The 13,074-nt window shown below is 68.3% G+C and carries 7 protein-coding genes; 4 read left to right on the forward strand and 3 right to left on the reverse strand.

The window, feature by feature from the left end:
• Nucleotides 1-28 precede the first annotated feature (28 nt).
• The 3 genes from KLP40_RS20240 to KLP40_RS20250 all read left to right on the forward strand — a co-directional run bounded on the left by KLP40_RS20240 (nucleotide 29) and on the right by KLP40_RS20250 (nucleotide 4,129).
• Nucleotides 29-613 carry a hypothetical protein gene (locus KLP40_RS20240; RefSeq protein WP_215595658.1) on the forward strand — a complete coding sequence of 195 codons (585 nt, stop codon included), beginning with the start codon at nucleotides 29-31 and terminating at the stop codon, nucleotides 611-613.
• A 12-nt stretch (nucleotides 614-625) separates the two neighbouring features.
• Entirely contained in the window at nucleotides 626-2,947 is a 2,322-nt protein-coding gene (locus tag KLP40_RS20245; RefSeq protein WP_215595659.1) for a DUF5682 family protein, read from the forward strand.
• Between the two features lie 75 nt (nucleotides 2,948-3,022).
• Nucleotides 3,023-4,129, forward strand: coding sequence for a VWA domain-containing protein (locus KLP40_RS20250; RefSeq protein ID WP_215595660.1), 1,107 nt, complete (start codon nucleotides 3,023-3,025; stop codon nucleotides 4,127-4,129).
• Between the two features lie 115 nt (nucleotides 4,130-4,244).
• Here KLP40_RS20250 and galB read toward each other — a convergent pair whose 3' ends face one another.
• Genes galB through KLP40_RS20265 form a run of 3 tightly spaced genes read right to left on the reverse strand, consistent with a single transcriptional unit; the run spans nucleotide 4,245 to nucleotide 11,184 of the window.
• The gene (galB, locus tag KLP40_RS20255) at nucleotides 4,245-6,716 is read right to left on the reverse strand and encodes a beta-galactosidase GalB (RefSeq protein ID WP_215595661.1); all 2,472 of its coding nucleotides are present in this window, start codon (nucleotides 6,714-6,716) and stop codon (nucleotides 4,245-4,247) included.
• Nucleotides 6,717-6,752: 36 nt separating this feature from the next.
• Entirely contained in the window at nucleotides 6,753-9,353 is a 2,601-nt protein-coding gene (locus KLP40_RS20260) for a glycoside hydrolase 5 family protein (RefSeq protein WP_215595662.1), read from the reverse strand.
• A gap of 43 nt (nucleotides 9,354-9,396) precedes the next feature.
• Nucleotides 9,397-11,184 (reverse strand): glycosyl hydrolase 53 family protein, encoded by a 1,788-nt coding sequence (locus KLP40_RS20265; RefSeq protein ID WP_215595663.1) that lies wholly within the window; start codon nucleotides 11,182-11,184, stop codon nucleotides 9,397-9,399.
• Between the two features lie 431 nt (nucleotides 11,185-11,615).
• On the opposite strand from KLP40_RS20265, the gene galK reads away from it, so the two are divergent.
• The gene (gene galK, locus KLP40_RS20270) at nucleotides 11,616-12,791 is read left to right on the forward strand and encodes a galactokinase (RefSeq protein ID WP_215595664.1); all 1,176 of its coding nucleotides are present in this window, start codon (nucleotides 11,616-11,618) and stop codon (nucleotides 12,789-12,791) included.
• The last annotated feature ends 283 nt before the right edge of the window (nucleotides 12,792-13,074 follow it).

A 13,074-nucleotide genomic window follows, 5' to 3' on the forward strand; every position in this document is an offset into this window, starting at 1 on the left:
TCCAGCTTTCAATTCTCATCTCCCTTCCATGCCGTTTATACGCACGCACAAAAACCTGCTTCCTGTTCTGCTGCTAGCCGCTCTCAGCGTCTATACTATTCTGACTGTGCTATCTGTGCCGGTGTACCAAGGGGAGGAAGCGTATCAGCGGACGTTTACCCTGCCGCACTACGGAGCTTTTGTGGCGGTGCTGCTGCTGCTGGCGGCTTACTTCCAGTTACGCCCGCTATTCCGGCCGCTGGTGCTGCTCACGCTGGCCCTGACGCTGGTTGGAGCGCTCAACTTCCTGCCGGATTCCTTGAAACTTGGCCTCGGGTTCGGCGATGCCAGCCTTGGTGTTTCCATCCTGGGGGTGGCGCTGGGGCTACTGTACTACCTGCCCAACCGGCCGGCTGCTCACGCCTTCATCCGCGGCCTTCTGTTCCCGCCACCATCCCCCGCCCAGGCCGCCCAGCGCCAACGCGCCAGCATTGACCAGTTCAAACAGACCTTCGCCCGCCGATCCGACGAAAATCTGCAGTTGATGCTTCAGGAGCGGCAGCTGCTGCCCGCCGCCCTGGCAGCGGCCCAGGAGCTGCTGCAGGAGCGGAAGGCCAATGCTCCGGGCGTTTAAACATTGCTTTCTATGCCCACCGACCTGCGCCTCTTCGGCATTCGCCACCACGGCCCCGGCAGCGCGGCCAGCCTCGTGGCGGCGCTGGATGCTTTCCGCCCCGATATCGTGCTGCTGGAGTGTCCCGCCGATGCCGAAGCGGCCCTGGCCACGGCCACGCACCCGGAGCTGGTGCCGCCGGTGGCGCTGCTGGTCTACAACCCCAAACAGCAGGGCCAGGCCTCGTTTCTGCCCTTCGCCTCGTTCTCGCCGGAGTGGCAGGCCGTGCAGTGGTGCGCCCGCCACGAGGCCCACGTGCGCTGCATGGATCTGCCCATGAGCCTGCGCTTTGGCCTGCGGGATGCAGCAGCAGAATTAGCGGCGGCAGTTGACGGCACGGCGGCAGCAAGCGAAGTGGTTGAGGCCCAGACTGCCCGCATCGAAGAGGCAGAGCCGTTAACTGTTGCGCCTGAAGCCACCGAATCAGCCGCCGACCTGGAGACTGACCCGGTGGCCTACATAGCCCGGCTGGCCGGCTACTCCGACTCGGAGCAGTGGTGGGAAACCCACCTGGAGCACGCCCCCGGCAACGCCGATACCTTCGCCGTGGTACTGGAGTTGATGACGGCCCTGCGCGAGGAGTTGGCCCGCCCCGAAACCGAAGAAACCCTGCTGCGCGAAGCCTACATGCGCGAAACGCTGCGCGCCACCCTCGCCCAGGGCTACCAGCGGGTGGCAGTGGTGTGCGGGGCCTGGCACGCGCCGGTGCTGCGCGCCGACCTGCTCAAAAAGGAAGATAAAGCCCGCCTGAAAGGCCTCAAAAAAGTCCCCACGGCCACCACCTGGATTCCATGGACCTACGAGCGGCTCTCGTTCAGCTCGGGCTACGGGGCCGGGGTGCTGTCGCCGGCCTGGTACGAGCTGCTGTTTGAGCAGCCCCGCGACGCAGTGGTGGCGCACTGGATGGTGCGCGCCACCCGCCTGCTGCGCGCCCAGGACGTGGAAGCCTCTTCGGCCCACGCCCTGGAGGGCGTGCGCCTGGCCACAACCCTGGCGGCAGTGCGCGGGCTGGCGCTGCCGGGCATCGACGAGTTGCAGGAGGCGGCCGTGGCCATTCTGGGCGGCGGGTACGCCGAGGCCCTGGACCTGGTGCAGCAGGAGCTGGTGATTGGCGTGCAGTTGGGCGAGGTGCCCGCGGGCCTGCCCGCCACGCCCCTGCAGCAGGACCTGGCCCAGCTGCAAAAGTCGCTGCGCCTCAGGCCCGAGGCCCTGCCCAAGCCCCTGGACCTGGATTTGCGCCAGCCCACCCAGCTCGAGCGCAGCCACCTGCTGCACCGCCTGCGCCTGCTCGACATCCCCTGGGGTGAACCGGAGCAGGTGGCCGGCAAGAGCGGCACCTTCCACGAAATCTGGCGCCTGCGCTGGGACCCCGAGTTTGCGCTGGCCGTGATTGAGGCCGGCCGCTGGGGTAACACCGTGCTGGGTGCCGCCGCCGCGCGGGCCACGGCCCGGGCCGCCGAAGCCACCAGCCTGGAAGCCGTGAGCGAGCTGCTGGAGCAGGCCCTGCGCGCCGACCTGGGCCCGGCCATCCCGGCCCTGGTAGCCCGGCTGGAAACCATCGGGGCCGACACCCGCGACGTGACCCACCTGCTGGCCGCTTTGCCGCCGCTGGTGCAGGTGCTGCGCTACGGCAACGTGCGCCGCACCGACACGGCCCAGGTAGCCCAGGTGGTCGAGCAGCTGGTACCGCGCCTGTGCATCGGGCTGCCCGCCGCCTGCGCGGGGCTGGACCACGACGCGGCCCGCGCCCTGCTCGAGCGCCTGGAGGCCACCCACCAGGCCATCCGGCTGCTGCAGCACGCCGCCCACGAAGCCGACTGGTACGCCGCGCTGGCCGCCGTGCAGCGCAACCCAGTCAGTGCCGGCCTGCTGGCCGGGGCCGCCGCCCGTCTGCTCTTCGATGCCCAACAGATTGATGCCGACACCACAGCCACGGTGCTGGGGCTGGCTTTGGCCCCCGCCCAGCCCACCCCCTACGCCACGGCCTGGATCGAGGGCTTTCTGCGCGGCAGCGGCCTGCTGCTGATTCACCACCGGGAGCTGTTCGGGTTGCTCGACACCTGGCTGGGCAGCCTGAGCGAGGACGCCTTCCGCGAAACCGTGCCGCTGCTGCGCCGGGCCTTCACCGACTTCTCCCTGCCCGAGCGTCGCCAGCTGCTGGACCTGGCAGCGCACGACGCAGCAACGCCGACGGCCAACCAGCAGGCAATGGCCATCGACTGGGAACGTGGGCGGCGGGTGCTGCCGGGGCTGCGGGCGCTGCTGGGCCCGGCGCCCACCCCGGCCGCGGGCTGAGCGGCCTTCTGCCAGGCCGTAGCAATTTCTTTCCTGTTTTCCGTTCGTTTTCACCGCTTCGCTTTCCGCTTGCACATGGCCAACCAAACCCGCTGGAAACTCGTGCTGGGCAGCGCCGCCGACGCGGCCAACACCGTGCCCCTGCCCCCTGACTACGGCCGCATGGACGACGTGCTCACGGCCCTCTACGACGGCGACAAGACCGAGCGCCGGGCCGGGCTGGGCGGGTCCGCGCCCCGGGTCAGCCGCTGGCTGGGTGACATCCGCGCGTACTTCCCCACCGACGTGGTGGCCGTGATGCAGCAGGACGCCATGACCCGCCTGGGGCTGAACCAGTTGCTGCTCGAGCCCGAAATCATGCGCACCGTGCAGGCCGACGTGCACCTGGTGGCCACGCTCCTGTCGCTGAGCCGGGTGATGCCCCAGAAGGCCAAGGCCACCGCCCGCGAGGTGGTCACCAAAGTGGTGCGGGAGCTGGAGCAGAAGCTCAGCAACCCGCTGCGCCAGGCCGTGCAGGGCGCCTTGAGCCGGGCCGTGCGCAACCCCCGCCCGCGCTACCACGAAATCGACTGGGGCGCCACCATCCGGGCCAACCTGCGCCACTACCAAGCCGCCCACCAAACCGTGATTCCCGAGCGGCTGGTAGGTTTCGGCCGGCGCGGGCAGGCCCTGAAGGAGATTGTGCTGTGCCTGGACCAGAGCGGCTCCATGGCCTCCTCAGTGGTGTACGCGGGCGTGTTCGGGGCGGTGCTGGCCTCGCTGAAGGCAGTGAAAACCCACATGGTAGTGTATGACACGGCCGTCGTGGACTTAACTCAAAACCTGCACGACCCGGTAGACCTGCTGTTCGGCGTGCAGCTGGGGGGCGGTAACGACACGCCGCTGGCTTTGCGCTACTGCGAGCAGCTCATTACCCGGCCCGCCGACACCATTCTCATCCTGATCAGTGACCTGTACGAAGGAGCTGGGGAAGCGGAAATGATCAAGCGCGCCGCCGCCCTAAAGGCCAGCGGCGTGACCATCGTGGTGCTGCTGGCCCTCAGCGACGAGGGCTCGCCCAGCTTTGACCGGGGCGCGGCCGAGAAGATGGCGGCCCTGGGCATCCCGAGCTTCGCCTGCACCCCGGCCCGCTTCCCCGACCTGATGGCCCGGGCCATTCAGGGCCAGCAGCTGGACGCCTGAACTCCGGCCGGGGGGGGGCAGCCCGGCCTTTGGCCGGAAGCCCCCCCCCGGAACCTGACTCGCCCAACCACCCGAGTGGCCAGGGGCGGCGGGAGCTGCCACGCCGGCGTAAAACCTACCGCACCGGCGTGGCAGCCAGCTGCAGGCGGGCCGGACGGAGGCCGGGGCTGCTGACTTCCAGGCGGGCTTTGCCGGGCCGGTCGGTGGCCTGAACCAGCACCACGAGCTGGCCCTGGAAAGCCTTCATCCGGGGCGTTTGAAAAGGTTCGAGGCTGGCGGCGTTGCCGTTGGCAACGGCCCGGAAGCGCCCGGCTCCTTTCACCTTGAATTGCAGCTGGTTGGTGGCTTCGGGGCAGAGGGTACCCCGGGCGTCCTCTACTCGGGCCGTGACGTAGGCCAGGTCCTGGCCGTCGGCGCGCAGGGTGGCGCGGTCGGCTACCAGGCGGATGTGGTGGGGCGGGCCGGCGGTACGGATTTCCTCGGTGGCGGCGGGCCGGCCGGCCGCGTCGTAGGCCACGACTTTGATGCTGCCGGGGGCGTAGCGCACCTCGTTCCATAGGAGGCGGTAGCGGGCCTGGAGGCTGCCGGTGGTGATGCGGCGGCGGCGGCCCTGGCTCTGGCCGTTCACGAACAGCTCGGCTTCGGGGTAGCTGGTGTAGCAGAACACGGGCGTAATTTGCCCCTCGCGGCCGGGCCAGGTCCAGTGGGGCAGCAGGTGCAGGGTAGGCGCGGCCGTGTTCCAGCGGGCCCGGTAGAGGTAGTAGCGGTCCTTGGGCAGGCCGGCCAAATCCAGAATGCCGAAGTAGGAGCTGTGCGAGGGCCAGGCTTCGTCGTAGGGCGTGGGCTCGCCCAGGTAGTCGAAACCGGTCCAGACGAACTCGCCCAGCACGTAGGCCAGCGAGTCCTGCATCACGAACTCCTCGTCGGGCGTCTGCGACCACACGCAGGATTCCAGGTCGTAGGACGAGGACTGGTTGTCGGGGTACTTCTTCTGCTTGGCCAGCTCCACCGGAAACTTGTACACGCCCCGGCTGCTCACCGTGGAGGCCGTTTCGGAGCCGTACAGAAAGCCCTGGGGCAGCTTGGCGCGGGCTTCGGGGTAGCGGGCGGGCTTGTAGTTGAAGCCGGGCACGTCGAGCAGGGCGGCGAAACCATTTTTGAGCACGGCGTCGAACTGGTCCATACCGGCCGTGACGGGGCGGGTGGGGTCTTCGCGGTGCACGAGGTCCTGGAGGCGGCGGGCCAGGGCCGGGCCGGTGGGCGTCCACTGGTCGGGCACCTCGTTGCCGATGCTCCAGAGGATAACCGAAGGGTTGTTGCGGTAGTGATGCACCATGTTTACGAGGTCCTTTTCCACCCAGGCGTCGAAGTACTGGCTGTAGCCGTTCTTCACCTTGGGCTGCTTCCACTCGTCGAACGACTCCACGATGAGCATGAAGCCCATTTCGTCGCAGAGCTGCACCAGCTCGGGGGCCGGCATGTTGTGGGTGGTCCGGATGGCGTCGGCGCCCAGGTCCTTAAGCAGGGTGAGCTGGCGGCGCAGCGCAGCCACGTTGATGGCCGCGCCCAGGGGGCCCAGGTCGTGGTGGTTGCACACGCCCCGGAACTTGCGCCGCTGCCCGTTCAGGAAGAAGCCCTGGTCGGCCACGAATTGGAAAGACCGGATGCCGAAGGGCGTGGTGTACTCGTCGCGCAGCTCCGGCCCGGCGTAGAGCTTCGAGACGGCCGAATAGAGCACCGGCGTTTCCGGCGACCAGAGCCGGGGCGCGGGCACTGCCAGCTGCTGGTCGAACTCGGTCGCGCCGGCCGCCAGCGGGGTGCTCAGGGTGGCCACTACCCTACCGGCCGGGTCGCACAGATCGGTTTGCAGGCGCAGGTTGGCCACAGCCGCGCCGCCCGCCACCCGGGTGCGCAGGCGCACGGTGGCTTGGGCGGCGCTGATGGCGGGCGTGGTGAGGTAGGTGCCCCAGACGGGAATGTGGACTGCGGGCGTGAGCACCAGGTGCACGTTGCGGTAGAGGCCCGCGCCGGGGTACCAGCGCGAGGCTTCGGGCTGGTTTTCGAGGCGCACGGCCAGCAGGTTATCCTGGCCGGCGGGGTTCAGAAAGGAAGTGACGTCGAAGGAAAACGAGTTGTAGCCGTAGGGCCAGAAACCCACTTCCCGACCGTTCACAAAGACGTGGGCGTTGCTCATGGCCCCATCAAAAAGCAGCACCGCCCGCCGGCCCGGACCCGCGCCGGGCACGGCCAAGCGCCGCCGGTACCAGCCGGTGCCGATGAAGGGCAGCCCGCCGGTGCGCCCGGCCTTGAGGGTGGCTTTTTCCTCCTGGTTCTGCACGATCTGGACCTGCTGCAGGTCGTTGTTGCCGTCGAAAGGGCCGGTAATGGCCCAGTCGTGGGGCACGCGCACGGTTTGCCAGCCGGCATCGTCGAAGCCGGGCGCGGCGGCGTTGGCTGGGTCGCCCTGGCTGAATTTCCAGCCGGTGGTCAGCAGGATATCCTGGCGCGCCTGGGCCCGGGCCGGGGCGGCAACGCCTAGCCAGACCGACAGGCAGATCAGGAAGACAGGGAAAGTGGATACGCGCATGCGGGCAGGGTTGGGCACGAACAAAAACGGGAAGGGCTACTGAAAGCGGATGGACTCAATATCGACGTGCAACGGCGCCTCGCCGGCGGGCGTGGCAGCATCCAGGAGCAGCTGCAGCACCTCGGTTTCGGCCAGCTGCAGGGGGCCCGGCGTCGGCCCCTGAAACTGCAGGGGCAAAAAGCCCGGGTACGGGCGCGGACTCAGCAGCAGGGCGGCCCCGGGGCGGAAGGCGGTGAGCGGCACGTGCACCTCGCGCAGCGCCGGGGTCAGGGCCACGGGGGCGGCGTAGGCGGCCGCGTCGGGGGTGGCCAGCAGCAGGCGGGCTTCCACCGGGCGGCTGGCGCGGGCCTTCACCACCACCTCCCGGAACCCGGCCAGGTCGGCCGCCCGGCCCGCCAGCTTATCGGCAAAATACACCCGCAGGGCGGCGGCGGGACCAGTGGACGGCGTTGCCGCCTCCGCCCCGGCCGGAGCCTGCACGAAGCGCAAAGCCAGGGCCCCGGCGGCTTCGGTGGTTACGTAGTCGGTCCAGGTTTGGGGGGCGAGGCCCCGGGCTTCGATCCGGTCCTGGTCGAGGGCGGCCTGGAACACGAACAGCGGGGTGGCAGCCATAACCAGCGGCACTTCCCAATACCCGGCCCGGGCGTCGAAGTCCCAGTCGAGGGGGGCGCCGGCCACGTCGGCGGGGAAGGTGCGCTGCTCGCCGGTGGCTTTCTTCACCACCAGCCAGTAGCGCAGCAGGCCGGGGTAAGTCAGCTCGGCGGGCACGGTGGCCTCCACGGTAGCAAAGGCCGGGCGGCGCAGGGGCAGCGTTTGGGTGGGGCCGTAGTAGTGCCGGGCCACCAGCCGCACGCTGTCGGTGGGCGCAAGGCCAGTGAGGGTAGCCCGGATGGTGAGCGGGCGGCCGGCGCTGGCCTGGGCCGCGGGCGCGTGGCCCACCTGGAGGCCCAGGTTGGTGGGCGGGGGCGCCACGAACTCGCCCAGCCGCAACGGGCCCAGGCGCGTTTCGGCGGTGAAGCCCGCGGTTGGGCGGCCCGGGGCGGCCAGCAGGTACACGCCGGGGCGCACCGTCAGGGCGCCGTCGGTGGCCTGGGCCTGGGTGGAGTTGCCCGCGTTCAGGCCGCGCAGACTAAAGCGCGAACCCAGCTCGGGCAGGGTTATTTGCAGGGGTTGGTCGTTCCAGAGAATTCGGGTGACGGGCCGGCGCAGGGACGTGGTGGCGAACGGGTCGCGCAGGGGCACGGCGTCGGGCAGCACTTCCAGCCGCCACACGCCCGGGGCCAGCCGGTCGAGGAAGTAGGCGCCCGTGCCGCCGTAGCGCACCACCGGCGAGCTGCCCACCCCGGCCAGGTGGCGCAGGCGGGCCAGCCGGCGCGGGGCGGTGGCGGTGCTGGTGGTGTAGTAGAACTCGTCGTCGGTGTTCATCTCGCTCAGCCCCTGCCGGTAGCTCACCCGGAAGGCGTCGAAGGTGGAGTCGGCGGGGTAGCCGGGGAAGTGCTGCCCCCGCCCTACCCGCCGGAACACCTTGCCGGCAATGAGCAAACTCAGGGCCTTGCCGGGCGTGTAGACCAGGTTAAGGTAGTGGGTCTGGTACTCGGTGTTGGCGAAGGCAATGCCCAGCGGGTCGTAAGCAAACTGGGTGGCCCACTGAAACCCGGCCGAGCGGAAGCTGCGGGCCATGAACGGGTACATCACGGGCGCCAGCACGTCGGCCGACTCAAACTCGTACACCAGCTTGGCCCGGCGCTGAAACCGCGGGTCCTGGCGGAACGGAATCGGGTACTGGGCCACGTGGGGCAGCAGGTTGCCGCGCAGCTCGTGCCCGCTCACCAGCCCGGCCGGGTACCACTGAAACGTCAGGCCATCGGCCCGGGAATCGAGAATGGCGTCGGCCAGGTCGGGATTTTCAGCAATGTTGTAGAAGATGGGCTTGCGCAGGCCCGTGGCCCGCATGGCGGCCAGCAGGCGGTTGGCAAAGGCCGTGACCGGGGCCGCCGGCCGGTGGTACCTGGGCTCGTTGCAGACCTCGTAGGCGATAATGGCCGGGTCCTCGCGGTTGAGCTGGTTGGTGTAGGGGTTGCGGTGGTTAAGGAACTGGGTCAGGTAGTTTTCCTGGGCCCGGATGGCGCGGGGGTTGGTGTAGGCCTGCTCTTTATTGTAGATGCTCGAAAAGCCGGTGCCGGAGTCGGGCTCGGGGTAGCCGTTGTTCCAGTAGGCAATGGGCGTGAGCACGATTTTGATGCCCCGCTCCCGGAGCCGGGCCACCAGGTAATCGAGCAGGCGCAGGTGCTCATTCTGCTGCAGATTGCCCAGCGTATCGGTGATTTCCACGTCCCAGACGTGCACCCGGAACGCGTCCACGCCCAGGCGGGCCAGGTGGTACACGTCCTGGTCGATGGCCTGCTCGGGGGGCGTGCCCGCGGCTTGCAGGGCCCGGTAGGCGTGGGCGAAGGGGGCGGTGTAGTTAACCCCGAACAGGGCCACTTCCTGCTTATTCTGCTGCCAGCGCAGCACGCCCTGGCCATCCACGAACACGTCGCCGGCGGGCAGCGGGGCGGCGGCGGGCGTTTGGGCGGCCACCGAACCGGCGGCACTCAGCAGCAGCCCGGTCAGCAGGCGGGAAATCGAACGAAGCATACAGTCTTTCAACAACGAAAACCGGCCCCCAACGGGCCGGGCCTTAGTTTTTCAGCAGTTTATACGAGGCGCGGGCGGCCCCGCTGATTTCCACCTGGTACAGGCCGGGGGCCAGCCCGGCCACGTCGAGGCGCAGCTCCGGGGCGGCCGGCGCGAAGGGCTGGCTCAGCACCGTTTGGCCCAGCAGGGTGCGCACGGTAACCCGCAGCGCCCCCCCGGCCCCGGCCGGGCGCCGGCAGGTGAGCTGGTCGGTGGCCGGGTTGGGGAAGATTGCGGGCGCCAGGTCCAGGGCCGGACCGCCGGCCGTGGCCAGGGCCGGCGCGCCGCTGGCCACCAGCTCCACGTCGTCGAGGCTGCACCAGTTGCCGGCCCGGGCATCCGACCAGAGCCCGATTTCGCACTGCCCGTTGCTAACCGGCACGCCGCTGAGCTCCACCAGGGTCCAGGCGTTGGTGACGGGCAGGTCCAGGCTTTTTTCCGGCCCGCCGAAGTTTTTGGCGTAGAGCCGGCAGCTGGTCTGCCCGCCCCCGTTGCGCACCCAGGCCCGCAGCGTGTAGAGGCCGTTGACCAGGCCCGTGCGCAGCTGGGAGGTGCTCACCTGGTAGGGCGCGGCCAGCCAGTGGGTGAGCCGGAACGTGCCGCCGTGGCCGTCGGCTTCGGTGAAGTCGGCGGCGTAGCTGGCGGCCGAACTGGCCCCGCTGGTCCAGCCGGCGGGGGTCTGGGTGGGGGCGCCGCCCTGCTCGAAGCCGGGGTTTTCCGCCAGGTTGGGGGCCGGGGTGGCGGGCGTGACCAGAAAGGCGTTGAGGGCCGCGGAGGGTTTGCCGTCGTTGCCGAAGGCGCTGAGCTGGTAGCCGCTGAAGCGGCGGTAGCCCTCGGGCTCCCAGTAGAACACGCCCTGGCCCCGGCCGTTGGGCACGGCCGCCACCGCGTTCTGCACCGCCACTAGCATGTCGTAAGCGTTCTGGGGGTTGCCGGTGCAGTCGGCCCCCACTTCCGACACCACCACCGGTTTGTTGTAGCGGCTGGCCAGGTCGCGCAGATTAAACCGGAGGTAGCCAATGGAGGCCGCGTAATCCTGGTTCAGCCAGTACGGATAGTACGACAGCCCGATGACGTCGTAGCGGCCCCCGGCGGCGGTGAGCTGGTCGAAAAACCAGCGGAAGCGGGCGTTGTCGTTACCCTGGTCGAGGTGAATCACGACCTGGGACGTGGGGCTGACGGCCTTTACCGCGTCGTAGCCCTGGTTGAGCAGCTGGGTGAGCTGGCCGAAGTTGCTGGCGTGGCCTTCGGGCCAGAGCAGGCCGTTGGGAATCTCGTTGCCCACCTGCACCCACTCGGGCGTTACGCCATTGGCCCTGAGGGCCGTCAGCACGTCGAAGGTGTGGCCGTACACGTCGGTGAGCAGCTGGGCGAAGCTATGGCCGGCCCAGGCGGCGGGCTTGGTCTGCTGGCCCGGGTCGGCCCAGGAGTCGCTGTAGTGGAAGTCTATCATCACGCGAAACCCCAGCCGCTGGGCCCGGGTGGCCATCGTCACCACTTCGGCGGGGCTGCAATGGCCGTTCACCCAGTCCACCATCGAGGGATTCACCCACACCCGCAGCCGGATGGCGTTGATGCCCCGGGCCTTGAGCAGGGCAAAGCAGTCCTGGCGCAGGCCCTGCTCGTCGTAGAAATAGTAGTTGTGCGCCTCCATCTGCTGGAGCCAGCCCACGTCGGCACCCTTGGCGAAGGTCTGGGCGCGGGCCGCCGGAGCAGCCAGCAGCAGCGGGCCCGCCAGCACGCTCAACAGCAGCAGCAGACGCCGGATGGGCAGCAGCGAAAGAATGTTCATGGGGTTGGGATTGGGGTGGGAAGGTACGGCGCGGAGGCAGGGCGGACAGCCGCAAGGAACAACGACCGTTCAACAGCAAATTTGCAATCGTTTGCATAGATAACCACAAAAGCGCTAACCTGCAAAATCAGGCCGGTTAATTCCGCATCAAAACGCTATTCAACAATGGCTTACCTCCTGACTATTTTCCCGTATCGGTTGCCGGTCGATGGAAATCCGACGGGCGGCTACCCTGTGCATTCAGCAAGGCGCCTAACTTTTGGCCTTTGATGGCGGGTTAGCTGTCTGATTCAGCTTCCTGGAATGTGCTTATGGCGTCCCGTACGGCTGATCGGGACTACTTTTCAGCGGCTGCTTTTGCTTTATTGCAATCGATTGCACAGATTTGTGCCGCCGAGTTCGTCCCGTTTTCCACCCTACCCTCCCGCCCTATGTTAGCGCACCAGATGCTCCGCACGTTTCACCAGCGCTACGGCTACGCGCCCCTGCTGGTGCGGGCCCCCGGCCGGGTCAACCTCATCGGCGAGCACACCGACTACAACCAGGGTTTCGTGCTGCCGGCCGCCATCGACCGGGAAATCGTGTTTGCCGTGGGCCTCAACAGGGGCCCCACGGCCCGCCTGTTTTCCCTCGATAAACAGCAAGCCCACGAGCAGGCGTTGGGCGCGGGCCCGCTCCGGCCCGGCTCCACGCTCTGGGCCAACTACCTGCTGGGCGTGGTGGCCCAGTTCGAAAGTCGCGGGGTGGCAGTTCCGGGCTTCGACTGCGTGTTCGGGGGCAACGTGCCCATGGGCGCGGGCCTCTCCTCCTCGGCCGCCGTGGAGTGCGGGCTGGCCTTCGCCCTCGACCACCTGCTGGGCACCCACCTGAGCCGCCTGGAGCTGGCCCGGCTGGCCCAGCAGGCCGAGCACACCTTCGCGGGCGTGCAGTGCGGCCTGATGGACCAGTTCGCCAGCCTGTTCGGGCAGCCCGGCCAGGTGGTGCGCCTCGACTGCCGCTCCCTGGATTTCGAGTATTTCCCCTTCGATTCGGCCGCCTACCACCTGGTGCTCTGCAACTCCGGCGTGAAGCACAGTCTGGCCAGCTCGGCCTACAACACCCGCCGCCAGGAGTGCGAGCAGGGCGTGTCGCTTTTGCAGACCTATTACGCCGACGTGCACAGCCTGCGCGACGTGACTACCGCGCAGCTGGCCCGCCACCGCGCCGAGCTGGGCGACGTGGTGTACCGCCGCTGCCGCTACGTGGTGGAGGAAAACCAGCGCGTGGAAGCCGCCGGCCGCCACCTGGCCGCCGATGATATGGCCGCTTTCGGCCAGTTGATGTACGCCTCCCACGCCGGCCTGCGCGACGATTACCAGGTCAGCTGCCCCGAGCTGGACCAGCTGGTGGACATTGCCCGGGCCCATCCCGGGGTGCTGGGCGCGCGCATGATGGGCGGCGGTTTCGGGGGCTGCACCCTCAACCTGGTGCCCGCCGCCGCCGTGCCGGGCTTCCTGGCCGCCGTCACGGCCGCCTACCAATCCCCCACCGGCCGCCCCCTCGAAACCTACCAGACCCGCATTGTAGGCGGCGTGAGCGAGTATCTGGGTAATGGGGTTGATTGTTAGAAGTGAGAACCCAGAGGTGAGAGTAGAACGTCTCCTGCAGAGTGCCGGCGGAGCCGGAGTCGAAGCATCTCTACTGCAATGGCAACTACTCACTTCTAAGTTCTTGATTCTCACCTCTCACTTCTAAATTCTTGATTCTCACTTCTAAGTTCTAGATAGGACTTACGCAAACGGCTTTCTCAGCGTACCAAGCCCATGAAAGTCACCGCTCAATTGTATGGCCAGTTTCTGCTCAGCAGCCAGGTCAACTACACCGGCACTTACTTGGCCGAGCACCTGGCCG

The organism is Hymenobacter piscis (genome assembly GCF_018760735.1).
GTDB lineage: Bacteria > Bacteroidota > Bacteroidia > Cytophagales > Hymenobacteraceae > Hymenobacter > Hymenobacter piscis.

Bases quoted from the DNA above. Each gene is read 5' to 3' on its own strand.
- KLP40_RS20245 (WP_215595659.1), top strand. From the start codon at position 626: ATGCCCACCGACCTGCGCCTCTTCGGCATTCGCCACCACGGCCCCGGC.
- KLP40_RS20240 (WP_215595658.1), top strand. From the start codon at position 29: ATGCCGTTTATACGCACGCACAAAAACCTGCTTCCTGTTCTGCTGCTA.
- galB (WP_215595661.1), bottom strand. From the start codon at position 6,716: ATGCGCGTATCCACTTTCCCTGTCTTCCTGATCTGCCTGTCGGTCTGG.
- galK (WP_215595664.1), top strand. From the start codon at position 11,616: ATGTTAGCGCACCAGATGCTCCGCACGTTTCACCAGCGCTACGGCTAC.
- KLP40_RS20250 (WP_215595660.1), top strand. From the start codon at position 3,023: ATGGCCAACCAAACCCGCTGGAAACTCGTGCTGGGCAGCGCCGCCGAC.
- KLP40_RS20260 (WP_215595662.1), bottom strand. From the start codon at position 9,353: ATGCTTCGTTCGATTTCCCGCCTGCTGACCGGGCTGCTGCTGAGTGCC.
- KLP40_RS20265 (WP_215595663.1), bottom strand. From the start codon at position 11,184: ATGAACATTCTTTCGCTGCTGCCCATCCGGCGTCTGCTGCTGCTGTTG.